This is a genomic window from Azospirillum sp. A1-3 (genome assembly GCF_023806445.1).
In the GTDB taxonomy this organism is placed as follows: domain Bacteria; phylum Pseudomonadota; class Alphaproteobacteria; order Azospirillales; family Azospirillaceae; genus Azospirillum.
Genome location: NZ_JAMSLU010000002.1, coordinates 622,599 through 649,420 on the forward strand (window position 1 = coordinate 622,599; position 26,822 = coordinate 649,420).

The following is a 26,822-nucleotide window of genomic DNA, read 5'->3' on the forward strand; positions in this document are numbered from 1 at the left end:
CTTAACCGACAGCCCCAGGCCCGCTCTCGTGGGCCTGGGCATGCCATGATGGCGCCGGTCAGCTCACGACAAGCTCCTGCCAGGCCTCGTAGGCGGCAAGCACCGTCGCCATCTGCGCGGTGTGGCCCTGGATGAAGGCATCGCCGTAGATGGTCTCGTCCGGATATTCGGTAATCAACGTCACCGGCACCGTGCTGCGTTCATCCAGTGACGACAGGCAGGGGAAGCCGTTGATGATGCGGAATCCAGTCTCGCCCGCATGGATTTCGTAGAGTGCGATCTGTTCGGCGTTGCGGGCCGCCAGTTCAGGAATCGTGGCAAGATGCGCCGTCACCCGGTCGAGCAGGCGCTCCGCCACCGTCTCCCAACCCGCGTGGTGGCGCATCACCAGGAAGAAGCCCTTGGGCAGGGTCCACATGGCGAAGTTGCGGGGGACATAGCCCGACAGCGGCCGGGTCCATTCATGCGAGGGATAGCCGTGCAGGTTCAGGTGGAGACGGGCGCCGCTCAACCGTTCCGCCTCCAGCCGGATGGCCTTTTCATTGAGATGGGGACCGGCCGTCGCCGGATCGCGGTATTCCAGGTCGTCGCCGAGCGCGGTGTAGCGCGCCGCGTGGTGCATGTGGCGCGGGTTGGCGGCCCGCAGCCGCTGATGCAGGGCGTAGCCGTCCGGATTCTCCAGGGGCGAAACGGTGAAATGCGCGCCCGGACGCTGCGCCAGCCGGCTTGCCGCCCGCAGGGCGCCCACCACGCCGGTCGTCTCGTTCGCGTGTTGGCCGCCGCTGATCATCACCGGTACGTCGCTGCCCCGCACATAGCGGGCGAGCACCGGGCGTCCGCTGCGCGTTCCCGCCTCGAACGGCTCGCCGCCGATCCGCTCCAATCCGGCACGGATCGCCGCGTCGCCGAGCGGAGCGGCGGCGCGGTCCAGCGAAGGGACGTCCAATGGCTCGTCGGAGGACATGATGGCACCGCGCGACAGCGGGCGCAGTTCCACCCGCACCCGCACCGCGCCGTCGCTCAGCCCGATATCCGGTGCGATCTGGCCCGGCTTCAGCCCGCGGTCGCCGAGCGGCCGGCCGGATTTGCGCTGGAACACCTCCAGCAGGGAGAAATAGAAGTCCTCGTGCAAGGCCTCGCGCAGGCACACAACCTCGTCGGCGAAGCCCAGCGGTTCGTCCGCCGCCGGATAGTCGGCGCGGATGCTCAGTTCCTCGAAATAGGGCTCGCCGCAGGTCCAGGGGTGGGCAATGATGGCCGTCATGGCGGCTTCGAACAGCCGCTCGTAATCGGTTTCCAGCCGTTCCCCGTCCTCATTGTCGCCCAGGCGCAGCCAGCCGGTCGGCGAAACGCTGGTCTCCCCCGCCATGTCGGTGTGGACGCGGTTGGGCGCGGCCACCCGCTGTTCCTCCCGCCGGCCATCCTTGAAGGTCAGCGTCACGTCGTAATGGAACGCGCCGTCCGCCCGCGGGTGGAACGCCACCTTCAACCCGTCCAGCAGGGCGGCCAGCGGATAGGCCTCCAGCAGGAAGCGGTTCGCCGGAGCCTGTGGGTGGACCGGATAGGCGACGGTCACGGCCGCCAGATCGCCCCGCTCCACCTCCTCCAGGAAGAAGTGCAGCAGGGGCTTGTAGGCGCTGCGGATTCGGGCGGACACGCCGCGCTCCGCGAGGCGCCGCTCGGCGGCGCGGCGGCTCCGCGCATCGTCGAAGGTCCAGGCCTCCACCGAATTGCCGCTCTGGGCGCCGCCGTTCAGCTGGGCGCACAGTTGATCGAGCGTCCGCTCGAACGAGGCTTCGAACAGGACGGTCATCGTAACGTTCTCCCGGTGGGGTCGAGGCTGTCGCGCAGCCAGTCGCCGAGCAGGTTCAGGCCCAGCACGGTCAGAAGAATGGCAAGGCCGGGGAAGACGCTGACCCACCAGGCGACCTGGAGATAGGTGCGCCCGGAGGCCAGCATGCCGCCCCAGCTGGGGATGGTCGGATCGATGCCGAGCCCGAGGAAGGTCAGGCTGCTTTCCAGCAGGATGTTGTTGGCGACGTTCAGCGTCAGCAGCACGATCACCGGGCCGATCAGGTTCGGCAGCAGGTGCTGGACGATGATCCGCCAATCCTTCACCCCGATGGCGCGGGCGGACTGGATGAACTCCCGCTCGCGCAATGCCAGGACGGAGCCGCGGACGAGGCGTGCGTATTGCACCCACTGCGACACGATCAGCAGGATGATGGTGTTGGTCAGGCTGCCGCCGACGATGGCGATGAAGGTGATCGCCAGCAGGATGAAGGGCAGCGCCAGTTGCACGTCGGCGAAGCGCATCACCACGATGTCGCAGATGCCGCGGTAGTAGCCGGAAATCAGGCCCATCAGCACGCCGATCACCGCCGCCCCGGCGACCGAGACGAAACCAACCAGCAGCGAGATCTTGCCGCCCGCAACCACACGGGCCAGCACGTCGCGCCCGAGCGGGTCGGTGCCCAGCGGGTGCGCCGCATTCCGGAAGGGCGGCGACAGACGAGCCAGCAGGTCCATCTTGTCCGCCCCGCCGGGGAACAGCTGGTCGGAAAAGAGCACGGCCACGCAGATGACCAGGGTCAGCGACGCGCCGAGCAGGAATTCGAGGTTGCGGAAGCGCGGGGAGCGCAGGAAGGAGAGCGCAGCGGCCATGGCGGTCACGAGGTCCGGATGCGCGGATCGACCAGCCCATAGGCGATGTCGACCAGCAGGTTGACGCCGACGATCAGCAGCGACAGGACGGTGATGACGCCCTGCAGCACCGGGTAGTCGCGCGCGGCCACCGCGTCGAAGGCCAGCGTGCCGAGTCCCGGCCAGTTGAAGACGCGCTCCACAACGACGATGCCGCCCAGCAGGCCCCCGAACTGCAGGCCGAAATAGGTGATCAGCGGGATGGCGCAGTTGCGCAGCGCATGCTTGTAGAGGACCTTGCCCTCGCTCAGCCCCTTGGCGCGCGCCACCATGACATATTGCGACTGCAGGGTTTCCAGCATGGCGCTGCGCACCAGCCGCACATTGGTCGCGGTCAGGATAACGCCCATGGTGACCGCCGGCAGAATGAAGTTGGAGGGGCTTTCCATACCGCTCGGCGGCAGCCAGCCCAAGGTGATGGCGAACAGCAGCACCAGCATCGTCGCCAGCCAGAAGTTGGGCACCGACAGGCCGACCAGCGACAGGATGCGGATCGCCTGATCGGCGACCCCGCCCCGCGCCGTCGCCGCCCGGATGCCGAGCGGGATGGACAGGGCGATGGAAACGGCCATCGATATCAGCGCCAGCAGCAGCGTGGCCGGCAGCGCGTCGGCGATCAGCCGCGACACCGGGGTGCCGCCGAGAAAGCTGTTGCCGAAGTCGAACCGCAGCAGTCCGGTCAGGAAGCCGCCATATTGGACGAGGAAGGGCCGGTTGACCCCCAGCGCCTCGCGGATGCGCTCCAGATCCTGTTCGGTGATGCTGCCCGCCCCTTGCGTGAGCATCAGGGCCGGGTCGCCCGTCAGGCGGATCGCAAACGAGACGACCAGCGTCACCACCACCATGACGAAGACCGCCTGGATCAGGCGCTTGAGAAGGAAACCGGCCAAGACATGCCACCCTTGGGAAAAACGGGCCTGATAAAATAGAGCAAAACCACATCCGGCACCGCCATGCTCCCTCGGGGGAAAGGCGGTGCCGGATGCGCGGTCAGTCCACCGTCACTTCGGTCAGCTTCGGACGGTTGTCCGAGGCCGGCGGGAAGTTCTTGACACGCTTGGCGACGCCGTAGATGGCGTTGGAGTTGTAGAGCGGCATCTCCAGCGCCTTGTCGGCGACGGTGCGCGCGATCTGCTTCAGGATGCGCTCGCGCTCCGCCACGTCGGTGATGGCGCGTTGCGATTCCAGCAGCTTGTCCAGATCGGCGTCCTGCTCGTACGGGTTCCACTTCTCGCCGGAATGGTACATGGCGTAGGCGGTGTTGTCGTAGTCGAAGGTCCAGCCGCCCCATTTCTGCTGGAACATCGCGCCGGTCTTGCCCTGCGGGATGATGTCGTTCAGCAGCACGTTGGTCTCATAGGGCTTGATCGTCGCGATGACGCCGACCGCGCCCAGATAGGCGGCGACGGCCTGGGCCACCTCGTTCATCGTGGCGTCGTTGCCGCGGATGTCGATCTGCACCGTGGCGCCCGGCTTCACGCCGGCCTGGGCCAGCAGGGCCTGCGCTCCCTTCGGATCGAAGGGCAGCGGCTTCAGCGTCGGGTCGTAGCCGAAGGACAACTCGCCCTGGAAGCTGGCGATTTCCGACGCCTGGCCGGCCAGGATTGACTTGACGATGGCAGCGCGGTCCACCGCCATGATCAGTGCCTTGCGCACCCGCGGATCGGCGGTGATACCGCTTTTGGTGTTGAAACGCAGCGCGTCCACCGTCGGCCCCGGAACGCTGAGCAGCGTCAGCTTCGGGTCGGCCTGGATCACCGGCACCATGCCGATGGGAATGGTCGGCGGCAGCACGACGTCGACGCGGCCGGCCTGAAGCTCGGCGACCGCGGTGGCCGGTTCGGTGATGAAGCGGTATTCGACCTCCGACAGCTTCGGCGCGCCGCCCCAGTAGTTGGGATTGGCTTCCAGTTTGATGCTGGTCTTGGGGGCATAGGAGACGAACTTGAAAGGCCCGGTGCCGACCGGGTTGACGTTGAAGAAGGCGTCGCCCTTCTCCTGGATGTATTTCGGCGGGACGATCATCGCGCCATAGCCGGCCAGCTTGGTCAGCAGGACCGGGTCGGGCGCCTTCAGCTTGAGATCGACGGTGGTGTCGTCGATGACCTCGACGCTGTCGATGGCGATGTAGTTGGAGCGCTGCGGCCCCTTCGCCCCTTCCTCGCCAAGCAGCCGGTCGAAGGTGAACTTCACGGCGGCGGCGTTGAACGGCTCGCCGTTGTGGAAGGTCACGCCGCTGCGCAGCTTGAAGCGGATGCGCTTGCCGCCGTCCATCTCAGTCCAGGATTCGGCCAGCCCAGGCATCAGCTTGCGGTCCGGGCCGCGGTAGGTCAGCCCGTCGAAGATGTTGGTGCCGACCGAGGCCCAGTTGACCAGAAAGGTGTCGATCGGGTCCCAACTTCCGGGATCCTGCGGCGATGAGATCGTCAGCTTCCCGGCGGCATCCGCGGGCGTCGCCATGAAGGCCGTCCCCGCCAGCAGCGCCGCCATGAACGCGGCCCTGAATCCCTTCACTCCCAATGCCATGACACCTGTTCCTTGATCGATGGTTGTTGTTGGTTGACGCGGGTGCCGGGTCATGCGCTCCGGCGGACGAAATGGCCCGGCTGCACCTCTTCCAGCGGCAGGACCGCGGGATCGTCGCCGACGGCACGGACCGGGCTTGGGATTTCCCCGTCCAGCAGGGCCCTGCGGCTCCGCCGCGACGGGTCGGCGACCGGGACCGCGGACAGCAGGCGGCGCGTGTAGTCGTGCGCCGGGCTTTCGAAGATCTGCCGCCGGCTTCCCATTTCCATGATCTGACCGAGGAAGAGGACGGCCACCCGGTGGCTCATCTTCTCCACCACCGCCATGTCGTGGCTGATGAACAGATAGGCGAGGCCGCGTTCGGCCTGAAGGTCCATGAACAGGTTGATGACCTGCGCCTGGATCGACACATCGAGCGCCGACAGCGCCTCGTCAGCAATGATCAGTTTCGGGTCGGAGGCGAGCGCGCGGGCGATGCAGACGCGCTGGCGCTGGCCGCCGGAAAATTCGTGCGGGTAGCGGGCGGCGTGGGCAGGGGCGAGCCCGACCCGCTCCAGCAGGCCGTCCACCCGTTTGCGGATCTCCCGCTCGTCGTCGAGCAGGCCATGGGTGCGGATCGGCTCGGCGATCGAAAAGCCGACCGTCTTGCGCGGGTCGAGCGACGCGAAGGGATCCTGGAAGATGTACTGGACGTCGCGTCGCAGCCGGTTACGGTCCGCCGCCCTCATCTCCGACAGGGGGCGGCCGCGGAACGAGATGCGGCCCGAGGTCGCGTCCTGCAACTGCTGGATGGTGCGCCCGATCGTCGATTTGCCGGAGCCCGACTCGCCGACCAGCGCCAGCGTTTCGCCCGGATGGATGTCGAAGGAGACCTGCGTCACCGCATGGACCTGATGCGTCGCGCGGCCGAGCCAGTTGGTCCTGGACTTGAACCTGACGGACAGGTCGCGAACCGACAGAAGGGGTGCTGCGCCGTAGTCAGCCGTGTCCTGCACCCGGGCCTCGCCCACGGTGGTGACGTGGTCGCCGTCGAGGACGGTCAAGGGCAGGCGGCGGGGATGGTCCTCTCCCGCCATGCTACCCAGCCGCGGCACGGCGGCCAGCAGGGCGCGGGTGTAGGGCTTGCACGGGGTGGCGAAGAGATCGGCGGCGCGGCCCTCCTCGACCTTGCGGCCCTTCCACATGACGACGACGTCGTCCGCCATCTCGGCCACCACGCCCATATCGTGGGTGATGAACATCATCGCCATGCCGAGTTCGGCCTGCAGGTCGCGCATGATGGTCAGGATCTGCGCCTGGATCGTCACGTCGAGCGCGGTCGTCGGTTCGTCCGCGATCAGCAGCCTGGGCCGGCAGGCCAGGGCCATGGCGATCATCACCCGCTGGCGCATGCCGCCCGAGAGCTGGTGCGGGTAGCGCTTCAGGATCTGGGCGGCATCCGGCAGGCGGACCATGTCGAGCAGCCGCCGGGCCTCTTCCGCCGCCGCGGCCTTGCCCATGCCTTCGTGCAGGATCAGCGTTTCGCCGATCTGGTCGCCGATGGTGAAGACCGGGTTCAGCGAGGTCATCGGCTCCTGGAAGATCATGGCGATCTCCTTGCCGCGGATCGCCCGCATCTCCTTCTGCGTGGCCGTCAGCAGGTCGCGCGGCCCCCGACTGCCCTCGAACAGGATGCGGCCGGTGGGATAGTGCGCCCCCACCATGTCGGCGAGCCGCATCACCGACAGCGACGTCACCGACTTGCCCGACCCCGACTCGCCGACGATCGCCAGCGTCCGCCCCGGATGGACACGGAAGCTGAGATCCTCGATGACGCGTTGCCCGCCGAACGCGACGGACAGGTCCTCGACACTGAGCAAGGGTGGTGCGGCCTGCGGTGCGGGAGCTGGAGAGGCGTTCCGGGTGGACGACTGCATCGGGCGCGGAACCTTGGTGTCCCTATTGTCAAGAGACTGAGGTTTCCCGGATCCACCAGTTCCGTCAATGCATTATTTCGGATCGATAACGGTGCCCGATGTTATCATCCGCTCCCCGCCGTGGTGTCGGAAGGAGCCGTCAGCGCTCGCGTTTCCGCCAGGACCAGGCCGCAGCCAGAATGGGGACGGACAATGCCGCCCAGGACAGCGCGTCCACCAGCCCGTCGTCCAGCAGGGCGGTGACCAGCCCGGCGGTGGTGACGAGCGCGATTGCGGCGGGGATGCCGAAGATCGCCAGCAGGGGGAGGGGGGCGCGCGGCTTCATTCCGCAGCCTCCCCGGCGGCGGCGCGCAGGCCGGTGCTTGCGCCGGCCCGTTCCTGGACGTTGCGGCGGCGGGCGATCCACAGATACAGGCCGCTGCCGAGGATGAGGATGGTCAGCACGTCCAGCACCGCCCACAGGATCTTCATCGGCAGCCCGCCATAATCGCCAAAGTGCAGCGGCTGTGACAGCCGCAACGCCAGCATGTACCAGGGCATGGACCGCATGTCGGTGAAGGCCCCGGTTTCCGCGTCGATCAGGGCGGGCGTCAGGATCCGGTTGGTGGCCGGCGTGGCTCCCTTCAGCCACACCGCGTAATGATGATTGCTGGAGAACCGTACGCCGGGGAAGGCGATGAACTGCGGGCGCATGCCGGGGGCGGCCTCCATCGCCTTGCGGACAGCAGCGTCGACGGAGGCGAATCGTTCCGGCACCGGCTTGCCCTCATAGGGGGCGATCATCGCCGCCAGCTCGTTGGATCGCCAATAGGCGACCAGCGGAACCGACAGGGTGTTGATGACGCCGGTCAGCCCGACCACCACCACCCACATCAGCGTGACGATCCCCAGCATGTTGTGCAGGTCGAGCCATTTCAGCCGCCTGCTGCGCCCGGCCCGCACCGTGCCGAAGGACAGCTTGCGCATGAAGGGGGCGTAGATCACCACGCCGGACAGGGTGGCGAGGAACAGCAAAAATCCCATGAAGCCGAGGAACAGCTCGCCGGGCAGCCCCGCGAACATGTCCACATGCAGGCGCAGCATCACATGCATGAAGCCCTGGTCGTCGTTCAGGTCGGCCAGAATCCGCGTGGTGCGCAGGTCGATGGCGGAGATGTGCATCTGCGACACCGGCGGGCGGGCGGTCGGGCCGGTCGTGACGTTCACCACCGGCCGGTCCTCGTCGAAGCTGAGGAACAGCGGACGCTCGCCGGGATATGTGGCCAGCGCCGAGGCAACCGCGTCGTCCAACGACTTCAAGGGTGTTTCGGCCGGCATCGGCGGCAGGGTGTCCTCCGCCGTCAGCGCCTCGATCTCGTCATGGAAGATCAGCGGCAGGCCGGTCAGGCACAGCAGCAGCATGAAGACCGTGCAGATCAGGCTGGTCCATTTGTGGATCAGCGTCCAAATCCGGATGGTTTGGTTGGTCATCGGGCACTCCTCATGCCGCCGTCAGGACTGCAGCGTTCAGAAATCGACCGACAGCGACAGCTTGGCGGTCAGCGGCGCGCCCTGGCTCAGGTAGCCGCCATAGGCCGATGCCCAATAGGCCTTGTCGGTGACGTTCTCCACCGCCGCCCGGACGGTGACCGGACGGTTCTGGATGTCGGTGACCATCCGCGCGCCGACGTCGAAGCGGGTCCAGCTGGGGATCTTCAGGGTGTTGGCGGTGTTGAGATACTGCGATCCGGTGTGGATCACGCGCCCAGTCAGCGTCACGGTGGGGAAGGAGGCCGGCAGGAAGGGCAGGTCCCATTCGACGTTGGCATTGAACTGGTGGCGCGGAACGCCGACGGCGTCCTTGCCCTCGGTCGCGGCGCTGCCGGTGTCGGTCAGCTCCGGATCGATGACGGTGGCGCCGCCCAGCAGCCGGACGCCCTGCACCGGCTCGCCGTACAGCATCAGCTCGATGCCGCGGTTGCGCTGTTCGCCGGACACGCTGTAGATGCGGGTGAACGCGTCGGTGACGCCGCTGGGCTGGGTGGTCTGGAACAGCGACAGAGAACCGCCGAAACTGCCGAAGTCCAGCTTGCCGCCGACCTCGTACTGGACGGAGCGGTAGGGCTCGAAGATCTCTCCGGAATTGGCCGCCGTGGACGGGGCGGTCGGTCCCTGCGCCAGCCCTTCGATGCGGTTGGCGTAGAGCGACAGTTCCTTGATCGGCTTCACCACCAGCCCGACCACCGGCGTCAGCGCCGACTGGTCGTAATCGGAGGTGCGGGCGCCGTTGGCACGGTTGAAGCCGCGGACCTGGATGTTCTGCTGGCGCAGGCCGGCGGTGACCATCACCCGGTCGTCGAGGATCGACAGCGTGTCCGACGCATAGACGCTGCGCAGCACCGACTCGCTGACCTTTGGCGGATCGCCGACCATGCCGCTGGCCGATGTCGTCGCCGGTCGCGGGAAGCCGACCATGTTGTAGAGGTTGATGGCGGTGGTCGTGCCGAACTCGAAGCCGTTGTTGTTGGTCGTCCGCAGCGCGGAGGCGCCGGCATTCAACTGGTGCCTGACCGGACCGGTGTGCAGGTCGGCCCGGATGCCGGCCTGACCGGTGCTGGTGAAATCCTCGCGCGGGACGGTCAGGCGCCTGACGGTGCCGGTGCCGTCGGGCCGCGTGATGGTGGGGGAGGCATAGTCGCCGTCCTCGCGCATGCTGCGCAGGCCAAAGGCGCCGTAGGCGGTCAGGTTGGGCAGGATGTCGTATTCGGCACGGATCTGGCCGAAGGTGTCGCGCATCTGCGAATAGCTCCAGGGTTGCGCATAGTTCTGGGAAGCCGACGGCACCGCTGGGACGAAGCTGCCGAAATAGACCACGGGGCGGCCCTGCTCCACCCGCTGGGTCTGGGTACCGACGTCAAGCGTCACGCGGGCGCGCTCGCCGCGATAGTCAAGCGCCAGGGAGCCGAGCTTTAGCGTCCGCTCCTCGTCGTCGATGGCGGTCTCGCCGCCGCGGATCGCGGCGTTGACGCGCACGCCGAACTGGTTGGTGTCACCGAACCGGCGGCCGACATCGGCGGACAGGCCGAACCGGCTGTCCATCGCATAGCTGGCGGTCAGGCGGGTCAGAGGTTCATCCTCCGCCCGCTTGGGTACGAGATTCACGCCGCCGCCGATGCCGGACCCGCTGGGGGCCGCACCGTTCAGAAAGGCGTTGGCGCCCTTCAGCACCTCCACCCGTTCGAACATGTTGGTGGCGACGATCTGACGAGGTGCGGTTCCATAGAGTCCGTCGATCGACAGATCCTCGCCCATCAGCTGGAAGCCGCGGATGACGAAGCTTTCCGCGAAGTTGCCGTAGCCGAGGCCGCTGCGCACCGCCGGATCGTTGGCCAGCACGTCGGCGACGGTATCCGCCTGCTGGTTGCGGATGGTTTCGGCGGTGTAGCCGGTGACGGAGAACGGAACATCCATCGCGTCCTGGTTGCCCAGCGCGCCGATCCGCCCGCCGCGCGCCACCTGACCGCCGGCGTAGGCCGGGGGCAGGGCGCCGGGACCGGTCGCGGCCCCGCTGCCTTCGATCTGCACCGGGTCGAGCTGGATGGCGCCACCGGCGGCCACGCGCTCGACCGTTACGGTTTCGGTGTTGAGGAAGCGGGCGGCCAGCCCGGTGCCGGACAGCAGGCGGTTCAGCCCCTCGCGCGCGGACATCGAACCGCTGACGCCGGGGGAGTTGACGCCCTGCGTCACCGCGCCGGGGCTCAGCACCTGGATGCGGGTGGCGGTGGAGAAGGCGGCGAGCGCCCCGTCCACCGATTGCGGCGCAATGGCGAAGGTCACCGCCCCGGCCGGGTTCGTCTGCGCCATCGCCGCGGGGACGTTGGACAGCAGCAGGCCGGGCGCGATCATCACCGTCGTCGCCAGCAGCCGCCCCAGGAACACGTGGCCGAACCGACCACCATGGACGCTGCCCCGGCGTCCAATCATCACATCCATAAGCCCAAACTTTGCCGATGCCATCACTCGCCTCTGTCATCCGGTGAGAGACCGCGTCGCGCTCTGCGACTGCGTCTCATTCTCTTCTTTTCCGGTGATGACGATGGGTAGACGGAGATCCCTGGGAAGTTTTTCGGACTTCCCGAACTTTTTCAGCGGAGCAGGGTCAGGTAGGGGGTGACGCGGGTGGCGCGCACGCCGAGGCCGCGCTCCAGCGCATCGAACACGGCATCCGGCCGGTCGAGCGCGAAGACGCCGGAGACCACGCGCTCCGCCGCCTCGTCGTTCAGCAGGACCACGCGGCCCGGCCATTGCCGGTTCAGCGCGGCGATGACGGAGGCGAGCGACTGCTGGCGGAAGACAATCTGGCCCTGGCGCCATGCAAAGGCGACGGCGGGATCCGTTGCCCGTGGCCCGGTCAGGCCGAGCGGACTGGCCTCCGCGCTTTCGCCGGGGTGCAGGCGGATGCTGTCGGGCCAGGGAGCGTGGCTGTCGGCGTCTCGTTGGGCGGCGACTTCCACCAGCCCTTCGCCGACGGTGACCGTCGTGCGGTCGTCCTCGCGCCGAACGCTGAATTGGGTGCCCAGCACGCGGGCGGCACCCGCCCCGCCATCGACGACGAAGGGATGGTCGGGATCGCGGGTGACGTGGAACCACACCTCTCCGTGCAGGATCCGGACGCGCCTCTCGCCATCCCGGAAATCGAGAGCCAGTGCGGTGTCGCCGTTCATCTCGGCGGTGGAACCGTCCGGCAGGGTCAATGTCCGCCGCTGCCCGGTCGAGGTCACCTGATCGGCGACGGCATTCTGGTAGAACGTCGGTCCGTACCAGACGCCAAACCCGCCGGCCACCAGCAGGACCGCCAGCGCCGCAGCGAAGCGTCGCACACCGGCCGCTGCCGGGCGGCGGGGAGGCGCAATGCGGGACCCGGCATAGGCTGAACGGGCAGGTTCCTTCAGATCGTGCAGGAGGGTCTGCAGTTCGCTCCAGGAGCGGGAATGAGCCGGGGTGCGGGCCAGCCACTCGGCGAAGGCGGTACGCTCCGTCGGGGTGAGGTCGTCGGACTGCAGGCGAAAGAACCACGCATTGGCTTCCGAGAACAGTCGGTCCTCATCCGGTCCACCGTCCGCCGGCTCCCCGTCTGCCGGGTCCCGATGCCGTTCATCCCGATGATCCATCGCGTCTTGCCGCAAGCTCCCGTTGCCTCATGTTGGATAAGACGACCAGCACAGGCCGATCCCTCAAAGAAAATTCCCTGCAGAGGAAAGGAAATTGCCGATCATCGCAGCGGGCGCCGCTTCATGTGGGCGCGGCACTGTTCCAGCGCCGTGCGCAGATGGTACTCCACGGTGCGCGGGGAGATGCCGAGCCGTTCGCCGATGGCGCGGTAGGGCAGGCCTTCGACATGGTAGAGCAGGAAGACCTCGCGGGTCTTGGGCGGCAGGGCATCGATAGCGCCGCGTAGCCGGGCCATGGTCTGGTTCCGCTCCACCACCGCATCGGCGCCGGGGCCTGCGGCCGGCAACCCCTCGTCGGGCGGACCCGCCTCGCGCATGCGCTGACGCCGGGCTGCCCGGCAATGGTCCAGCGCAATGCGGTCGGCCACTACATAGAGCAGACCGGCGGGGTTCTGCACCGCCTCGCCATCGGGCAGGCGTGCCAGCCTCACGAAGGCATCCTGCGCCAGATCGCCCGCCGTCTGCGGATCGCCGGTCCGCCGGGCGATGGCACGCTCCACCCGCAGCCGATGCTCATCGAACAGCTCCGCGATCCTGCGCGCCCAATTGCCGACAGGGCCGGTCATCGGGCGGGCCAGGAACGGAGGTCAGCGGACAGGGCAGGGCGGAAAATGTCGGTCACGGATGCGCGGAGTGGCGGATGCGAAGGGATTGGCATCCGTGGGGCCTTCGCCTTTGATGCCGGTCACACCGGTATAGCCGCACTGAATTTGAAATGCGAACGATTCTTATTATCGCAGGATGTCCTTCACGCCCGGATCGCGGTGAAATGCGCTGACATCCTCTCTGCCCTGAAGGGCAGAGGTTCCGGTGAGCCACAACATGCGGCCCTCCGGCTGGTTCCTGCTTCATCGGGCCGCTTGGTGCGGTACCCCTCCACAGGCTTCAACGCGCCGTCCGCGCGCCGTAGAATATTGGTCGCCGCGTTGGTATCGGCGTTGGCGCTGTGGCCACAACGCACGCACACAAAGACGGCTTGGCTCGGCCGGTTGGCGGCATCGACATGGCCGCAACAGGCGCAGGTCTGGCTGGTGTGGGCGGCGGGCACCTCCACCAGCTTTCCGCCACGATCCGCCAACTTGTAGGCCAGCATGGTACGGAACAGACCCCATCCCTGATCGAGGATGGCCCGGTTCAGTCCGGCTTTCTGCCGGACCCGGCGGCCCGGCTCCGCGACCGTGCCCTTCGCCGACGCGGACATGCTCCGCACCGGCAACGCCTCCACAACGACCACACCGTGGTTCTTGGCGATGATCGTGCTGTGCTTGTGGAGGAAGTCCTTGCGGGCGTTCGCCACCCGCTTCTGGAGCCGCGCGACCCGCTGCACCGCTTTGCGCCGGTTGGCCGAGCCCCGCCTCTTGCGGGCCAGGGCCCGTTGCGCCTTGCGCAGGGCCTTCAGTGCCGTCTTGCCGTGGTTGACCGGGGCGATGGCAGTGCCGTCACTGAGCGCGGCGAACACCGCCACGCCAAGGTCGATACCAACCGGCGGCAGGGGGGATGGGACGGGTTCGGCCACCTCGCGCTCGCACTGAACGGCGGCGAACCAGTGCCCGGCGCGGTGCGAGACGGTGATGGTGCGGATGGCACCCGGCAGAGCCGTCCAGCCACGCAGGCGGACCCAGCCCAGCTTGGGCAGCTCCACGCGGCCCGACGAGGCGCCGGTGCGCTCGACCACCAGCGAGATGGGATCGGGAAAGCGGAAGCTGTCGTTCAGCCCCTTTCGGCGCGGGGTCGGTGCCTTGGCCCGGCCGGCCCACCAGTTTTGATAGGCCCGATCGAGGTCGCGCAGCGCCTGTTGCAAGGTATGGACCGGACAGGCTTTCAACCATGCCATCTCAGCCCGCAACTGCGTGACCTCGCGGCATTGGCTGGCGAAAGTAAATCTCCGGCCGGGGCGATACCAATCCCGGCGCTGCTCCAGCGCGAGGTTGTAGACGAACCGGCACGCCCCCGCGATCTGTGCCATCTGAGCGGCTTGCTCAGGCGTCGGGTAGAGGCGGAACAGGACGGCCTTGCGGTCGATCATGAGCGGCAGCATAACATTGGCCTATGACAGATGAAAGTGACGTCAGGCGCGGTCGCCACCTGTGTTTTTGCCATGCACGTTCACTTGGTCTTCTTAAACCAAGTACCGGCGCCGCGTGTTCACCAAAGCCGTGCTCGACGATGCCCGCACCATTTTCGCGTCGGTGTGCGCCGACTTCGGTGCTGAACTCATCGAGATGGATGGTGAGGACGACCATGTGCACCTCCTCGTGAACCACCCGCCAAAAGTGGCGGTCTCGACGCTGGTGAACAGCCTCAAAGGTGTGTCCAGCCGCCGCCTGCTCCAGAACCATCCGGCCTTGGTTCACCGCTACTGGAAGGGCGTCCTGTGGTCGCCCAGCTACTTCGCTTCCTCTTGCGGCGGGCCCCCGATCAGCATCATCCGCCAGTACATCGAGCAACAGCGCACCCCCGGCTGAACCTGATGTCGGCGCGGACGCGCATCTGCGCCTATCTCCGGCCTGAACGCCGGAGCTTGCGGCGGTGAACTCCGGGTCAGAATCAAGGCCGCCGCCGGGGCAGCTGCCGTTGCCATTGGACTGTGCCGGACCGCTGCCGTACCTTGCGGGAGGCATTCAGCCGAGACCGTGCTGCCATTCCAGAAAGAGTCCGTGATGGCTGACCACAGCAAAACTCGCACCGCGTTCTCCGACCTGCACAAGGACGGCTGCTTCGTCATTCCCAACCCTTGGGATATCGGCAGCGCCATGATGCTGAAACACCTCGGGTTCCGCGCACTGGCCTCCACCTCGGCGGGATTTGCCTTTTCGCGGGGGCTTCCAGATGCTGATTGGGCGGTGTCCTGCGCAGACATGCTGTCCCACATCGCCGACATCGTCCAGGCGACCGATCTGCCGGTGAATGCCGATTTTGAATCCGGCTATGCCCATGATGTCGAGGGTCTGGCCCGCAATGTGCGGCTCTGCGCCGAAACCGGCGTGGCCGGCCTGTCCGTAGAGGACGCCACCGGCGATCCATCGAAGCCGCTGTACGATTTTTCCCATGGCGTCGAGCGTATCGCGGCGGCGGCGGAGGCTCTGCGGGGAACGGGCATTCTCCTGACCGCCCGCTGCGAAGCCGTACTGGTCGATCATCCGGCAGCTGTCGAGGAGGTGCTGCGCCGGCTGCCCGCCTACGCGGCGGCGGGGGCTGACGTTCTATATGCGCCGGGCCTGCGGGATCCGAGTGTGATAAAGGCTGCGGTCGATGCTGTGGGACCCAAGCCGCTCAACCTGCTTGTCTCCTCGCCGATCGGTCTGTCGGTGCAGCAGATTGCCGAATTGGGCGTGCGGCGGATCAGCCTTGGAAGCGCACTCAGCCGCGCCGCGTGGGGCGGCTTTCTCAGGGCGGCGCGGATGTTGGCCGATCATGGCCGTTTCGATGCTCTTTCCGAAGCCGAGCCGTTCGACACACTCAACGATTTCTTCCGGACACACGGCCGTAGCACCGAATGAGTGTGTCGCAATAGGGGGCACCATTCAAATTTTGCCCGTTGTCAGGCGCATCCCTTGGTCAGGTGAACCAGTAGCGCGTGAGGTGGAAGAACAGCGGCGCCGAGAACACGATGGAGTCGAGGCGGTCGAGGACGCCGCCATGCCCCTCGATCATGGTGCCCCAATCCTTGACCCCGAGGTCGCGCTTCATCGCCGACAGGACGAAGCCGCCGAAGAATCCGGCGATCACGATGATCAGCGACATGCCCGCTGCCTGGAGCGGCGAGAAGGGCGTGATGACGTGCAGCCCGGTGCCGATGGCGACGGCGGTCAGCCCACCGCCGACCAGCCCTTCCACCGTCTTGGACGGACTGATGCCGGGCGACAGCCGGGTCTTGCCCCACAGCTTGCCGAAGACGTACTGGAAGACGTCGCTCAGCTGCGCCACCGTCATCAGGTACAGCAGCAGAAGGGCGCTGGGCAGTTCGTAGCCGGGGATGTCGAGCCACAGCAGGGCCGGCGCGTGGCTGGTGCAATAGACCGCCAGCATCAGCCCCCACTGCGCCTTGGCGGTGCGGGTCAGGAAGTCGGTGGGGTCGGCGCCCAGCACCGACAGCGACGGCAGCGCCATGAACACATAGACTGGGATGAAGATCGAGAACAACCCGTACCAGCCGATCCCGATCAGCCAGTATTGCAGGGGCACGACCACGAAGAAGGACAGGAACAGCCCGGCATGATCGCCGCGCCGGGTCGGCGTCAGCGTGATGAACTCTCGCAACGCCAGATAGGAGAGCAGGGTGAACAGGACCAACGTCACCACGCTGCCCAGCAGCATCGCCGCGGCGAACAGCGCCACCATCACCCACCAGGAACGGATGCGGGCGTTCAGGTTGCGCACCGTGTCGCGTCCGGCCGGCGTCTGGACGCGGTAGGCCAGGACCGTGCCGATCAGGGTGGCGACGACCAGCAGGCTAAGGGCGGCCCCCGACAGCCAGAGGAACAGCGGGTCTGTGGTGGTGAAGAAGCTCGTCACTGCGGTCATCACGCTGTTCATCGGGCGGTCCGTTGGTCAGAGGGCTGCGAGTTGGGCTCGGAGTCGGACTGGGAGGCGGGCCGGGACAGCGACACCAGCGCGTCGCGCGCCCGCTCTAGGAATGCCGCCTTGTTCTCGCCCTCGACCGGTTCCAGCGGCGTGCCGAAGCGCATGGTGCAGATCAGCGGCACCAGCAGCGGCATACCCTTCGGCATCACGCGGTGCAGGTTCTCGATGAAGACCGGCACCAGTTCCGCAGACGGCACACGTTGGGAGAGATGGAAGAGACCGCTCTTGAACGGCGCCACGGTGCCGTCGCCGCGCGTGCCTTCGGGAAAGAGGATCAGCGACTGCCCGCTTTCCAGCACCGCCGCCATGGCATCCATCACCTCCGCCGTCGCCTTGCCGGTGCGGTCGACCAGCAGTGCGTTCAGGCAGCCCACCGCCACCGTACGCCGCAGGGCCGAGCCGCCCCAATAGTCGAGCGCCGCCACCGGATGCGTGCGCGCCCGCAGCTTCGCCGGCAGGGCCGCCATGACGGCGAGCGTGTCGAGATGGCTGGTGTGGTTGGCGAAATAGATGCGTGGGACATCCGCGGGCGCACTGCCTTCCCAGCTTGCGCGGGCGCCGACCAGCAGGCGGGTCAGCCCCAAGAGACCGTGGCGGAGCGCCGGTTGGAGAAGAGGGATCATGACCGGACCTCCGGTTCGAGGGCTTCCAGATGCTGGGCCTCCAGATGTTGGGCGTTCAGGCGGCGGGCGATGCCGAGCGTGCGCGTCGCGACGGTCAGCAGGCTGCCGGCCATGATGATCCAGGCCGCCGCCAGCAGGCTGTAGCTCGTGCCCCACAGCGCATGCTCGACCGCCTGGGCGAGCAGGGCGACGGTGAGGGCGGCCATGCGGCGCTGCTTGGCCATCACGCCGCCGAAATCCTGCGCCAGCCCCAAGGCGCCGCCGAAAGTACGGATATAGGCGGTCATCATGGCGGCAAGCGCCGCCGCCCAGCCGAGCCAGGGCAGGCCGGCGGCATAGCCCAGCGGCACCAGGAAGGCGGTGTCGGCGATGCGGTCGGGGATTTCGTTGTAGAGCGCGCCGACCGGCGATCCTTTGCCGCCTTCCACCGCGACCATGCCATCGAGCAGGTTGCAGACAAGGCGCAGCTGGACGCACAGCGCGGCGCCGATCCAGGCCAGGACACCGCCCTGCAGCAGAAGGACGCCGCCGATTGCCGCCCACACCGCCGACAGCAGCGAGATCTGATTGGGGGTCACCGGCGTCGTGGTCAGCCACGCCGCCAGCCGCTGCGCCCAGCGGGCCGACCGGGTGGCGATGGGGCGCCGGTCGGCGGCCGGCTTGGCGGCGGCAGTTTTTCCGGCGGTTGCGGAGGTCTCCATCATGCAGGCTCCTTGGCTGCGGCGTCCGCGGCAAACCGCGTCACGGCCGGATAATCGGTCTTGCCGGTGCCCAGCAGCGGGACGGCGTCGATGCGCAGGATGTCGCGCGGAATGGCGATCTCGGGCGCCCCCCGGCTGCGTGCGGCAGCGACCAGCGCATCGCGGGCCAGGACGACGCTGGTGGTCGCCAGCACGATCCGCTCGCCGCGCTTGGCATCGGCCAGGGCGACGGCGGCGTGCGTGGCGTCCGGATCGGCGAGGCTCGCCAGCTCTTCGACGAGGCCGAGCGGGATCATCTCGCCCGCCACCTTGGCGAAGCGCTTGACCCGGCCGACGATGCGGATGAAGCCGTCGGCGTCGATCTTGACGATGTCGCCGGTGTCGTGCCAGCCATCCTGCGGCGGCTGGATCACGCCGGGACGGTCGGCGTGCAGATACCCTTTCATCACGTTCGGCCCGCGCACCCGCAGCCGCCCGCCGGCATCGACGCCGGGCACCGCCACCAGTTCGGTCTCAATGCCGGGCAGGGCCTGCCCGACGCTGCCGGGACGGAAGCGGGCCGGGGTGTTGACGGCGATCACCGGCGCGGTCTCGGTGGTGCCGTAGCCCTCCAGCAGATGGACACGTAGCCGTTCGGTGTAGATGCGCCGCGTCTCGTCCTGCAGCCGCTCGGCCCCGGCGAAGACGAGGCGCAGTGAGCGGTAGTCGTAGGGGTCGGCGGACCGCGCCCAGGCGTTCAGGAAGAAGTCGGTGCCGAACAGGACCGTGGCGTTGGTCTGGTAGACCAGTTCCGGGATCAGCCGGACATGGCGCGGGTTGGGGTAGAGCACCGTTTTCACGCCGTTCAGGATCGGCAGCAGCATGCCGCCCGTCAGGCCGAAGGAGTGGAAGACGGGCAGGCAGTTGAACACCACGTCCTGCCTGTTGAAATCCACCACTGACGCTACCTGCGCCATGTTGGCGAGCAGGTTGCCATGGCTGAGTGCCACGCCCTTCGGCGCTCCCTCCGACCCGGAGGTGAAGAGGATGGCGGCGATGTCGTCGCCGCTGCCCTGCGGCGGCAGCAGCCGTTCCGGCACGACCAGTGCCGCCAGGGCGCGCAGCTTGTCGCCCAGCCGCAGCCCGCGCTTGACCTCTTCCAGATGGATGATGGCGTGGTCGGCGGCCAGCGCCTCGACCAGCGCGCCGAGGCGAGCCCTCTCGATGAACTGGGCGGAGGTGACGATCCGGCGCACCCCGGCGGCGCGGCAGGCGGCCTTCACCGCGTCCGGTCCGGCGGTGAAGTTCAGCATGGCGGCCGGACGGCCATGGGCGGCGAGGCCGAAGAACACCGCCGCGGTCGGCGATGCCGTCGGCAGCAGCACGCCCACCGGCTCGTCCGCTTCCGTGCCGCGCGTCAGGATGCGGCCGAGCACCAGGGCGCGGGCCGCCAGCGCACGGTAGGACAGGGTGGAGAAATCGCCGTCCTGCACGGCCTCCTCCCGCGCTCCGGCTTTGCGGCGGGCGTCGAGTAGGGCCAGCATCAGCGTCTCCTGCCGCGGGCGGGCGGCGAAGACGCTCTCCGTCATCACGCGCGACAGCCAGGACTTCAGGGCGGCACGCCGCTTTTTGCCGATCAGACCGCCAACGTCGGGGGTTGTCACCGGCGGCAGCACGGTGATGGTGATGCGCGGGAACAGGCCCAGCCGCAGCCGGCCCTTCATCCGCGACAGGACCGAGCGCTGGGCGCCCTCGATGCAGACCGGCACCACCGGGCAGCGGGCCTTGTCGGCCAGCATGCCGGGGCCGCCATTGATCTTCATCAGCGACCCGGTGACGGTGATCCGCCCTTCCGGAAAGATGCAGACTTTGTCGCCGTCGGCAAGCGTACGGGCCAGGATTCGGGTGCCGAGCGGGTTGGTCGGGTCGATGGTGACATGGTCGGCGATTGCCAGGAACGGCTTGACCAGCGGAAGCTTGGCGATGTGGGTGTCGACCGCAAAGCGCATGCCCGGCAGGAAGGCGGCGAGCAGAGCGCCGTCCAGGAAGGACTGGTGGTTCGGCGTCACCACGGCGGCGCCGTCGAGACCGGCCAGATGCTCCGCCCCGCGGACCTCGACCCGGAAAGCCAGCCGGAAAAGGCCGCGGAAGAACACGCGCATCAGCGCCTGCGCATCGACGGCGAGCGTCATCACGACGGCGACCAGCATGCTGGCGCCGCCCACCGACGCGACCGTCAGCGGCGAGGCACCCAGCGCCAGCATCCCCGCGGCGACGGCCGAGCCAGCCACCATGTAGAGCGCATTGACCACATAGGCGGTGGCGATGACACGGGCACGGGACCCCGGCGCGGCGCGATGCTGGATCAGCGCATAGAGCGGAACGGCGAAGGCACCCCCGGCGGCGGCGATGACGAAGAGGTCGGCCAGCAGCGGCAGCGCCCACGGCTGGGCCAGCAGGGCTAGCGGCGACAGCGGGTCCGCCGCCGGGGCGGCCGGGGTCAGCAGGGGCAGGACGGCACCCGCCATGGCGGCGACCAGACCGGCCAATGCGGCGCGGCCGGCGTCGGCGGTGGACGGTGTGCGGTGGCTGAGGCCGGCGAACACCGAGCCGGCGGCCACACCGATGGCGAACACCGCCAGCAGCAGGGTGGCGCCGCCGCTGTCGGTTCCCAGCGTCTCGCGGGCGATGGACGGGAATTGCGCCATCACCACCGCGCCGACGCCCCAGAACACCGAGATGCCGTGGATCGCTTGCATCGAGGCTCGGTCGCCGGTGGCCGAGCGCAGCACCTTTGCCGTCACCGACAGCGGGTTCAGCCCAACGCGCACCGCCGGGTCGGCATTGCCGGCGCGCGGGATGAACACCGACGCGGCGAGACCCAGCACCGCGGAAGCGCCAAGCATGCCCGGCACCGCCCAGGGGTGGAGCAGGGCCAGCGAGCCGCCGGCGATGGTGCCCAGCAGGATGGCGACGAAGGTTCCGGCTTCGACCAGACCGTTGGCGGCGGTCAGTTCGGACGGGTCGAGCAGGTCGGGCAGCAGGCCGTACTTGACCGGCCCGAACAGCGTCGAATGGGCGCCCATGCCGACCAGCGCGATGATCAGGACCGGCAGGTCGGCGGCGACGATGCCCCAGGAGGCCATCGCCATCAGCCCGATTTCCGCCAGCTTGACGATGCGGGCGATCAGCGTGCGGTCGTAGCGGTCGGCCAGCTGGCCGGCGGTGGCGGACAGCAGCAGGAAGGGCAGGGTGAAGGCGCCCGCCGCCAGGGTCGAAATCATCGCCCCGCTCAGCGCGCCCTCGCCGGACACGCCATACACCGCCAGCACCGCGATGGCGCCGCGCAGGACATTGTCGCCGAAGGCGCCGAGGAACTGTGCCAGGAACAGCGGCAGGAAGCGCCGCGACGCGAGAAGGGCGGAAGCGTTCATTGTCCGGCTCCGGTCCTGGCGGTGGAGGTCGCGATGCCGGTGAGAATGGCGTCGGCAATCGGGTCGGCGAGGCTGGAGAGCGGTGCCGTCTGCCGGCCGTAGACCTGCGACTGCACGTTCAGCACGATGGCGCCGATGACGATGTGGGACAGCGCATCGCGGTCGGCCGGCACAATGCTGCCCTCCGCCATCCCGTCGGCGACGATGCCGCAGATCACGTCGACCGGCGTCTCCTGGCCCCTGGGCACCAGCGGCAGCGATTCATGCTGCGACAGCAGAAGGAAGCGGGTGCGGTCGGGAGCAGCCTCCGCCAGATGGAAAGCATGATGGATGACTCGCCGCAGCCGCTCCGGCGCCGGACCTTGGCCTGCCGCGTCCCGCAGGCTTTGCGACATGGCCGTATATTCCGCCGCGAACAGGTCGGCCGCCAGTTCCTCCTTGCTCGGCCAGTGGCGGTAGAGCGCTCCCTCCGATACCCCGGCGGACCGGGCGATGTCGCGGACCGTCGTCGCCTTCACCCCTTTCTGGGCGAACAGCGCGATGGCGGCATCGCGGACCTTGTGGCGAACGTCGGTGGACATGACGCCTCCATGTGAATGAATGTTCACTCACAAGTTGACGAGGCCACTTCACGGGCGCAATGACGAAAAAGTGTAGGTGCGCAGCGCACCGGCCTTAGCCCATAGATATACCGCTTATGAGCCGCAGCGCTCTGCCTCCCGCCATCCCGATCCGTCCTTGTCGAACGCTCAAGAACGATGCAACGCTGGGGGGTGGCGATGCAAAGTTGGATGAAGGTATGACGACGGTTCTCCAGTCTCTGACAACCCTTCCGTCATATTTGCTCTTCGCTGTCGTGATGCTGGGGTTCCTGCTGCTGTTTATTCTGGCCTACACCGCGGTCACCCCCTATCGCGATCTGGCCCTGGTCCGTCAGGGGAACTCGACCGCGGCCCTAACCCTGGGCGGCGCCATGATCGGCTTCGCCTTGCCGTTGACGAGCGTCGCCTCCCACACCACCAGCATCGTCGATCTGGCGGTGTGGGGTGTGATCGCGCTAGTGTCGCAGCTTCTGGTCTACGTCATCGGCTCGCGCGTGCTGTTGCCGGATTTCCGTGCCGGGGTCGAAGCCGACCGCACCGCTTACGGCATCCTGCTCGCCAGCCTGTCCATTGCGGTCGGGCTGCTGAACTACGGCTCGCTGACCTATTGATTCGAGGAAAGGCTTTCCGATGAAGCGCTCGCGCACCGTGGCGGCCCTGCTGCTGGGCGGCATCAGCCCGCTCCTGTTCGCCTGCGGAGAGGACAGCCCTGAAGAGGCGACCGTCTATCCCTCCGTCGAGGCCTGCACCGCCGAGAAGCCGGCAAGCGACTGTGCCGAGGCCTTTGCCGCCGCCCGCGAAGAGCATCTGGCGGGCGCACCCCGTTTCTCAAGCCGGGAAGCCTGCGAAGCGGAGATGGGGGATGGTGCCTGCACTCCGGCAAATGAAGGCGTGGGAAGCAGCACGGGGAACGTCTTCGTTCCGGCACTGGTCGGCTTCATGATCGGCCGCAGCCTGACCGGCGGTTACGCCCAGCCGGTTTATTTCGACCGTCAGGGTTACGCCCGCAGCGGCAACACCCGGATCGCCGAGACACCGCTCCCGCCGCAGCGCCGGGACGAGATTCGCCAGGGCAGCGGGGGCGTGGCCTCCAGTTCCGGATCCTACTATCGGCCGGGTTCGGGCAACGCCGGCAAGTCCTTCACGGTCACCACGAGCGGGCGCAGCGCCGGCTTCGGCTCGACCGGGTCGTCACGCGGCTTTTCGGGGAGCTGAGGCTATGGAGCGCGTGCCGACGGCCCCCCGCCCGCAGTGGCAGACCAAGCTCGACGAGATCGGCTTTCCCTTCCACACCGATGCCGACGGCACGGCCTATTGGGACGAAAGCGCTTATTGGCGCTTCTCCCTCGCCGAAATCGAGACGCTGGAGGCCGCCGCCGAGGAGGTTTACCGGCTGTGCGAGGACGCGGTCGGCCATGTGGTGACGCGCGGTCTGTACGAGGCGCTCGGACTTCCCCCCTGGGCGGCTCCCGCCATCGAGGCAAGCTGGGCGGAGCGCGAGGGGCGGGACATGGCGCTCTACGCCCGTTTCGACTTCGCCTGGGACGGCAAGGGCGGGGCGCCGAAGGCGCTGGAGCTGAATGCGGAAACGCCGACTTCGCTTTATGAGACCGCCGTCGCCCAATGGTGCTGGCTTCAGGACGTTCATCCGGACGCCGACCAGTTCAACAGCCTGGAGGAGGCCCTGGTCGAGCGCTGGCAGGCGCGGATGCGGGTGTTTCCCGCGCTGGCATCGCAGGCCGAGGCGGTGCATTTCGCCTGCCTGATGCCGCATCCGGAGGACGAGGCGACCATCGCCTATCTCCAGACATTGGCGCTGCGCGCCGGCATGACCACCAAGGCGATGCCGATCCAGGCGATCCGCTATGATGACGCCTCCGGCTGTTTTCTGGACGATGCCGGTCTGACGATCCGGCACCTGATGAAGCTGTATCCCTGGGACTGGATGATCCGGGAGACGACCGGCCGTGAACTGGTGACCGCCGCCGATCAAGGGCGGATCCGGATGATCGAGCCGGCCTGGAAGATGGTGATGGCGTCGAAGGGGCTGTTCGCCCTGCTGTGGGAACTGAACCCTGGCCACCCCAACCTGTTGCCAACGGCCCTCGACCGCACCGGCTTTCCGGCCGGGAGTATGGTGGTGGCGAAGCCGCTGCTCGGCCGCGAGGGCAGCAACGTCAGCATCGCCACCCTCGACGCCGCCGGCTTCCCGGTCGGCCAGCCGATTGCGCAGACCGAAGGGCCCTATGTCGACGAGGGCTGGGTGTATCAGGCCTTCACGCCGCTGGCGGAGGCCGATGGCAACCATGCCGTCTTCGGCGTCTGGATGGCCGGCGACAAGGCCTGCGGTCTGGGAATCCGCGAGGACCGCGCCCTGATCACCGGCAACACCAGCCGCTTCGTCCCGCACATGATCGCGCCGACCTGACGGCGCTTGCGGTCACGCGCCGCGGAAGACAAGCTCGTCGGCGATGATGGCGCCGCTCGCCTGCATCAGATACAGCCCGATGTGGTGGGCGACCGTCTGCGGGTGGGCCGCGGTGTCGGGCAGGCCGAGGCTGCGGGTGGTGGCGAGCGGCAGATCGTAGGTGGCGCATCCCGGCTCATATACGACGATCTCGCGCAACGGTCCGGTCATGCCGTGGTTGCGCGCCGACAGCAGAGCCTGCACAGCCTGAAGCACGCAGATGTCGGTGCAGATGCCGTCCACAACAAGCGTCTCGATGCCGTTGGCGGCGATCCAGTCGAACAGCCGGTTCCGCCCGCTCGCGAGGTCGGTCGTCCCGACCACGCCATTGATGCAGTCCTTGCGCATGAGCGTGACGCCGGGGGCGCCGTCCAGCCAGGACAGCTCCTCGACCAGATTCTCCTCACCGGTGCCGGCCTCGCAATGGGGCGGGTAGGGGTATTCGGGCTTGCCCGGCTCATGGGTGTCGAGGAACACCGCGATGGGATAGCCGGCCTCTATGAACAGCGTGTCGGTGCGGTCGATCTCGGCGATCATGCGGCTGACCTGGGCATTGGCGACCGGCGGCGCCAGATTGCCGCCGCCGATGGCAGCAAATCCGTTCACCGGATCGACATCGAGCTTTCCAACCCGCTTGCCGGCCAGCGTGACGCTGGTGCTGCGCACCGGCAGGGCGGCGGCGACGGCCTCCAGCGCGGCGGCCGGGTTGATGGCCCGGCTCATGTTCGTCTCCGTCATGGTTCCTCTCCCCCGGTTCAGACCAGCACCGGGACGTTCGCGACGCCCTCGGTGCCGAAGATAGCGCGATAGCGAGCGACCTCGGAGGCCGGCCCGGTGGCCTTCTCGTAATTGTCGCTGAGCTTGACCGCCCCCTTCCAGGCGCCATCGACCTCGACCGCGGTCACCTTGCAGACGAGGCTCAGCGGATCGAGCCCCTGGCCGTTGCGCGGGTGGCAGTTCCGGAAGTCCGAGGTCAGCAGGGTGCCCCAGCCATAGCCGTCGCGAATGCGGCCGCCGAAGGTTTGGTGAAGCTTCACGATATCCTCGACGTCCAGCCCGTCGCTGAACAGGACGCGCTTCTCGCGGGGATCGCGGCCGTGCCGTTCGAGCCACGCGATGTATTCCTCGCCCGCCGTCACCGGCTCCTTGCTGTCCACCCGCATGCCGGTCCAGTCCGCCACCCAGTCCGGCGCGTCCTTCAGGAACTGGGTCGATCCGAAGGTATCCGGCAGGAACACCAGCATCGCGCCGCCATAGGTTTCCTGCCACAACCGCAGCACATCGTACTGCGCCACCCGCAGATCGCCGTCGTTCCGCGCCAGTGCCGCGACCGTCGTCGGCAGCTCGTGCGCGTTGGTGCCGATGGCCTCCAGATCGTGCTTCATCGCGAGATGGGTGTTGGAGGTGCCGATGAAGCGCGGGCCGAGTTCCGCCGCCATCGTCTCCACCACATATTCCTGCCAGAGGAAGCTGTGCCGCCGCCGCGTGCCGAAATCGGAAAGACTGAGGTCGTCGAGCGGGCGCAGCCGCTCGATCTTGTCCCACAGGCGCACCTTGGCGCGGGCGTAAAGGATGTCGAGTTCGGTCTCGGTCATGCTGGCGAGCGCGGCGCGCGTCTTCAACTCGTTGATGACACTGAGGGCGTAGATCTCCCACATCGTCGTCATTGCCCACGACCCTTCGAAATCCAGGCGCCACTGGCCGTCCTCCTCCGACAGCCGGTAGTCGGGCAGGGCGAAGTCGTCGGCGAGCCAGGCGACGAACTCGGGCCGGAAGATCCCGCGCTGCCCATAGAAGGTGTTGCCTTGCAGCCAGACCGCCTCGGACCGCTTCAGGCGCAGCGAGCGCACATTGTCGAGCTGGCGGCGCAGTTCGGCCTCGTCGATGATCCGGGCCAGCTTCACCGAGCGGGTGCGGTTGATCAGGCTGAAGCGGACCTTCACGTCGCGGAAATGCCGCCAGATGAACTGCAGCATCGCCAGCTTGTACCAGTCGGTGTCTAGCAGCGACCGGACGATGAAGTCGGTGGCGAAATTGTGGTTGTGGGCGCGGCTGCTGAAATTGACGAGCATGGCTG

General features: G+C 67.7%; 22 protein-coding genes and 1 pseudogene. 5 read left to right on the forward strand and 18 right to left on the reverse strand.

Going from position 1 to position 26,822, the window contains the following annotated elements; genetic code table 11:
- Positions 1–58: 58 nt before the first annotated feature.
- From M5E06_RS16235 to M5E06_RS16285, 11 genes are all read right to left on the reverse strand, one after another.
- Positions 59–1,813, reverse strand: a complete 1,755-nt coding sequence (locus M5E06_RS16235) for a M14 family metallopeptidase (protein ID WP_252139046.1) — start codon at positions 1,811–1,813, stop codon at positions 59–61.
- Positions 1,810–2,664: an ABC transporter permease gene (locus tag M5E06_RS16240; RefSeq protein WP_252139047.1), complete on the reverse strand. Its 855-nt coding sequence runs from the start codon at positions 2,662–2,664 to the stop codon at positions 1,810–1,812. Before M5E06_RS16240 ends, M5E06_RS16235 begins: the two co-directional genes overlap by 4 nt.
- Before the next feature lie 5 nt (positions 2,665–2,669).
- On the reverse strand, positions 2,670–3,593 hold the full coding sequence (locus M5E06_RS16245) for an ABC transporter permease (protein WP_252139048.1): 924 nt from the start codon (positions 3,591–3,593) through the stop codon (positions 2,670–2,672).
- Between the two features lie 100 nt (positions 3,594–3,693).
- Positions 3,694–5,229: an ABC transporter substrate-binding protein gene (locus M5E06_RS16250; protein ID WP_252139049.1), complete on the reverse strand. Its 1,536-nt coding sequence runs from the start codon at positions 5,227–5,229 to the stop codon at positions 3,694–3,696.
- A gap of 50 nt (positions 5,230–5,279) precedes the next feature.
- Positions 5,280–7,145 (reverse strand): ABC transporter ATP-binding protein, encoded by a 1,866-nt coding sequence (locus M5E06_RS16255; RefSeq protein ID WP_252139050.1) that lies wholly within the window; start codon positions 7,143–7,145, stop codon positions 5,280–5,282.
- 139 nt (positions 7,146–7,284) lie between these two features.
- A complete protein-coding gene (locus tag M5E06_RS16260; protein WP_252139051.1) occupies positions 7,285–7,470 on the reverse strand; it encodes a hypothetical protein in 186 nt (61 codons plus the stop codon).
- Positions 7,467–8,615, reverse strand: coding sequence for a PepSY-associated TM helix domain-containing protein (locus tag M5E06_RS16265; protein ID WP_252139052.1), 1,149 nt, complete (start codon positions 8,613–8,615; stop codon positions 7,467–7,469). Before M5E06_RS16265 ends, M5E06_RS16260 begins: the two co-directional genes overlap by 4 nt.
- Positions 8,616–8,651: 36 nt before the next feature.
- Positions 8,652–11,108 (reverse strand): TonB-dependent receptor, encoded by a 2,457-nt coding sequence (locus M5E06_RS16270; protein ID WP_252139053.1) that lies wholly within the window; start codon positions 11,106–11,108, stop codon positions 8,652–8,654.
- A gap of 161 nt (positions 11,109–11,269) precedes the next feature.
- Complete coding sequence (locus M5E06_RS16275; protein WP_252139054.1) at positions 11,270–12,295, reverse strand: FecR family protein; 1,026 nt, start codon at positions 12,293–12,295, stop codon at positions 11,270–11,272.
- Between the two features lie 101 nt (positions 12,296–12,396).
- A complete protein-coding gene (locus tag M5E06_RS16280; RefSeq protein WP_252139055.1) occupies positions 12,397–12,921 on the reverse strand; it encodes an RNA polymerase sigma factor in 525 nt (174 codons plus the stop codon).
- 182 nt (positions 12,922–13,103) lie between these two features.
- The gene (locus M5E06_RS16285) at positions 13,104–14,381 is read right to left on the reverse strand and encodes an RNA-guided endonuclease InsQ/TnpB family protein (RefSeq protein ID WP_252139056.1); all 1,278 of its coding nucleotides are present in this window, start codon (positions 14,379–14,381) and stop codon (positions 13,104–13,106) included.
- A gap of 23 nt (positions 14,382–14,404) precedes the next feature.
- Between M5E06_RS16285 and tnpA the strand changes: the two are divergent.
- A pseudogene (gene tnpA / locus M5E06_RS16290) lies at positions 14,405–14,820 on the forward strand (IS200/IS605 family transposase).
- Between the two features lie 195 nt (positions 14,821–15,015).
- Positions 15,016–15,855: an isocitrate lyase/PEP mutase family protein gene (locus M5E06_RS16295; protein ID WP_252139057.1), complete on the forward strand. Its 840-nt coding sequence runs from the start codon at positions 15,016–15,018 to the stop codon at positions 15,853–15,855.
- Between the two features lie 58 nt (positions 15,856–15,913).
- On the opposite strand, the gene M5E06_RS16300 is transcribed toward M5E06_RS16295, so the two are convergent.
- From M5E06_RS16300 to M5E06_RS16320, 5 genes are read right to left on the reverse strand one after another with little or no spacing between them, the layout of a single operon-like run.
- Complete coding sequence (locus M5E06_RS16300) at positions 15,914–16,879, reverse strand: phosphatidate cytidylyltransferase (protein WP_252139058.1); 966 nt, start codon at positions 16,877–16,879, stop codon at positions 15,914–15,916.
- Positions 16,880–16,887: 8 nt separating this feature from the next.
- Complete coding sequence (locus tag M5E06_RS16305; RefSeq protein WP_252139059.1) at positions 16,888–17,562, reverse strand: lysophospholipid acyltransferase family protein; 675 nt, start codon at positions 17,560–17,562, stop codon at positions 16,888–16,890.
- Positions 17,559–18,266, reverse strand: coding sequence for a CDP-alcohol phosphatidyltransferase family protein (locus M5E06_RS16310; RefSeq protein WP_252139060.1), 708 nt, complete (start codon positions 18,264–18,266; stop codon positions 17,559–17,561). The genes M5E06_RS16305 and M5E06_RS16310 overlap by 4 nt, the downstream gene beginning before the upstream one ends.
- A complete protein-coding gene (locus tag M5E06_RS16315; protein ID WP_252139061.1) occupies positions 18,263–21,676 on the reverse strand; it encodes an acyl-[ACP]--phospholipid O-acyltransferase in 3,414 nt (1,137 codons plus the stop codon). The genes M5E06_RS16310 and M5E06_RS16315 overlap by 4 nt, the downstream gene beginning before the upstream one ends.
- Positions 21,673–22,257: a TetR/AcrR family transcriptional regulator gene (locus M5E06_RS16320; RefSeq protein WP_252139062.1), complete on the reverse strand. Its 585-nt coding sequence runs from the start codon at positions 22,255–22,257 to the stop codon at positions 21,673–21,675. Before M5E06_RS16320 ends, M5E06_RS16315 begins: the two co-directional genes overlap by 4 nt.
- A gap of 218 nt (positions 22,258–22,475) precedes the next feature.
- On the opposite strand from M5E06_RS16320, the gene M5E06_RS16325 reads away from it, so the two are divergent.
- Genes M5E06_RS16325 through M5E06_RS16335 form a run of 3 tightly spaced genes read left to right on the forward strand, consistent with a single transcriptional unit; the run spans position 22,476 to position 24,706 of the window.
- Positions 22,476–22,889: a DUF350 domain-containing protein gene (locus M5E06_RS16325; protein ID WP_252139063.1), complete on the forward strand. Its 414-nt coding sequence runs from the start codon at positions 22,476–22,478 to the stop codon at positions 22,887–22,889.
- 19 nt (positions 22,890–22,908) lie between these two features.
- The gene (locus M5E06_RS16330; RefSeq protein ID WP_252139064.1) at positions 22,909–23,493 is read left to right on the forward strand and encodes a DUF1190 domain-containing protein; all 585 of its coding nucleotides are present in this window, start codon (positions 22,909–22,911) and stop codon (positions 23,491–23,493) included.
- Between the two features lie 4 nt (positions 23,494–23,497).
- Entirely contained in the window at positions 23,498–24,706 is a 1,209-nt protein-coding gene (locus M5E06_RS16335) for a glutathionylspermidine synthase family protein (protein ID WP_252139065.1), read from the forward strand.
- A 12-nt stretch (positions 24,707–24,718) separates the two neighbouring features.
- On the opposite strand, the gene M5E06_RS16340 is transcribed toward M5E06_RS16335, so the two are convergent.
- Complete coding sequence (locus tag M5E06_RS16340; protein ID WP_252139066.1) at positions 24,719–25,483, reverse strand: isochorismatase family protein; 765 nt, start codon at positions 25,481–25,483, stop codon at positions 24,719–24,721.
- A gap of 17 nt (positions 25,484–25,500) precedes the next feature.
- On the reverse strand, positions 25,501–26,817 hold the full coding sequence (locus M5E06_RS16345) for a nicotinate phosphoribosyltransferase (protein WP_252139067.1): 1,317 nt from the start codon (positions 26,815–26,817) through the stop codon (positions 25,501–25,503).
- Between the last annotated feature and the right edge of the window lie 5 nt (positions 26,818–26,822).

Excerpts from the sequence above, each read along its gene's own strand:
- M5E06_RS16275 (WP_252139054.1), bottom strand. The coding sequence starts at position 12,295 with ATGGATCATCGGGATGAACGGCATCGGGACCCGGCAGACGGGGAGCCG.
- M5E06_RS16265 (WP_252139052.1), bottom strand. The coding sequence starts at position 8,615 with ATGACCAACCAAACCATCCGGATTTGGACGCTGATCCACAAATGGACC.
- M5E06_RS16325 (WP_252139063.1), top strand. The coding sequence starts at position 22,476 with ATGACGACGGTTCTCCAGTCTCTGACAACCCTTCCGTCATATTTGCTC.
- M5E06_RS16295 (WP_252139057.1), top strand. The coding sequence starts at position 15,016 with ATGGCTGACCACAGCAAAACTCGCACCGCGTTCTCCGACCTGCACAAG.
- M5E06_RS16260 (WP_252139051.1), bottom strand. The coding sequence starts at position 7,470 with ATGAAGCCGCGCGCCCCCCTCCCCCTGCTGGCGATCTTCGGCATCCCC.
- M5E06_RS16250 (WP_252139049.1), bottom strand. The coding sequence starts at position 5,229 with ATGGCATTGGGAGTGAAGGGATTCAGGGCCGCGTTCATGGCGGCGCTG.
- M5E06_RS16235 (WP_252139046.1), bottom strand. The coding sequence starts at position 1,813 with ATGACCGTCCTGTTCGAAGCCTCGTTCGAGCGGACGCTCGATCAACTG.
- M5E06_RS16340 (WP_252139066.1), bottom strand. The coding sequence starts at position 25,483 with ATGACGGAGACGAACATGAGCCGGGCCATCAACCCGGCCGCCGCGCTG.
- M5E06_RS16270 (WP_252139053.1), bottom strand. The coding sequence starts at position 11,108 with ATGATTGGACGCCGGGGCAGCGTCCATGGTGGTCGGTTCGGCCACGTG.
- M5E06_RS16335 (WP_252139065.1), top strand. The coding sequence starts at position 23,498 with ATGGAGCGCGTGCCGACGGCCCCCCGCCCGCAGTGGCAGACCAAGCTC.
- M5E06_RS16280 (WP_252139055.1), bottom strand. The coding sequence starts at position 12,921 with ATGACCGGCCCTGTCGGCAATTGGGCGCGCAGGATCGCGGAGCTGTTC.
- M5E06_RS16285 (WP_252139056.1), bottom strand. The coding sequence starts at position 14,381 with ATGATCGACCGCAAGGCCGTCCTGTTCCGCCTCTACCCGACGCCTGAG.
- M5E06_RS16320 (WP_252139062.1), bottom strand. The coding sequence starts at position 22,257 with ATGTCCACCGACGTTCGCCACAAGGTCCGCGATGCCGCCATCGCGCTG.
- M5E06_RS16345 (WP_252139067.1), bottom strand. The coding sequence starts at position 26,817 with ATGCTCGTCAATTTCAGCAGCCGCGCCCACAACCACAATTTCGCCACC.
- M5E06_RS16255 (WP_252139050.1), bottom strand. The coding sequence starts at position 7,145 with ATGCAGTCGTCCACCCGGAACGCCTCTCCAGCTCCCGCACCGCAGGCC.
- M5E06_RS16310 (WP_252139060.1), bottom strand. The coding sequence starts at position 18,266 with ATGATGGAGACCTCCGCAACCGCCGGAAAAACTGCCGCCGCCAAGCCG.
- M5E06_RS16240 (WP_252139047.1), bottom strand. The coding sequence starts at position 2,664 with ATGGCCGCTGCGCTCTCCTTCCTGCGCTCCCCGCGCTTCCGCAACCTC.
- M5E06_RS16315 (WP_252139061.1), bottom strand. The coding sequence starts at position 21,676 with ATGAACGCTTCCGCCCTTCTCGCGTCGCGGCGCTTCCTGCCGCTGTTC.
- M5E06_RS16305 (WP_252139059.1), bottom strand. The coding sequence starts at position 17,562 with ATGATCCCTCTTCTCCAACCGGCGCTCCGCCACGGTCTCTTGGGGCTG.
- M5E06_RS16330 (WP_252139064.1), top strand. The coding sequence starts at position 22,909 with ATGAAGCGCTCGCGCACCGTGGCGGCCCTGCTGCTGGGCGGCATCAGC.
- M5E06_RS16300 (WP_252139058.1), bottom strand. The coding sequence starts at position 16,879 with ATGACCGCAGTGACGAGCTTCTTCACCACCACAGACCCGCTGTTCCTC.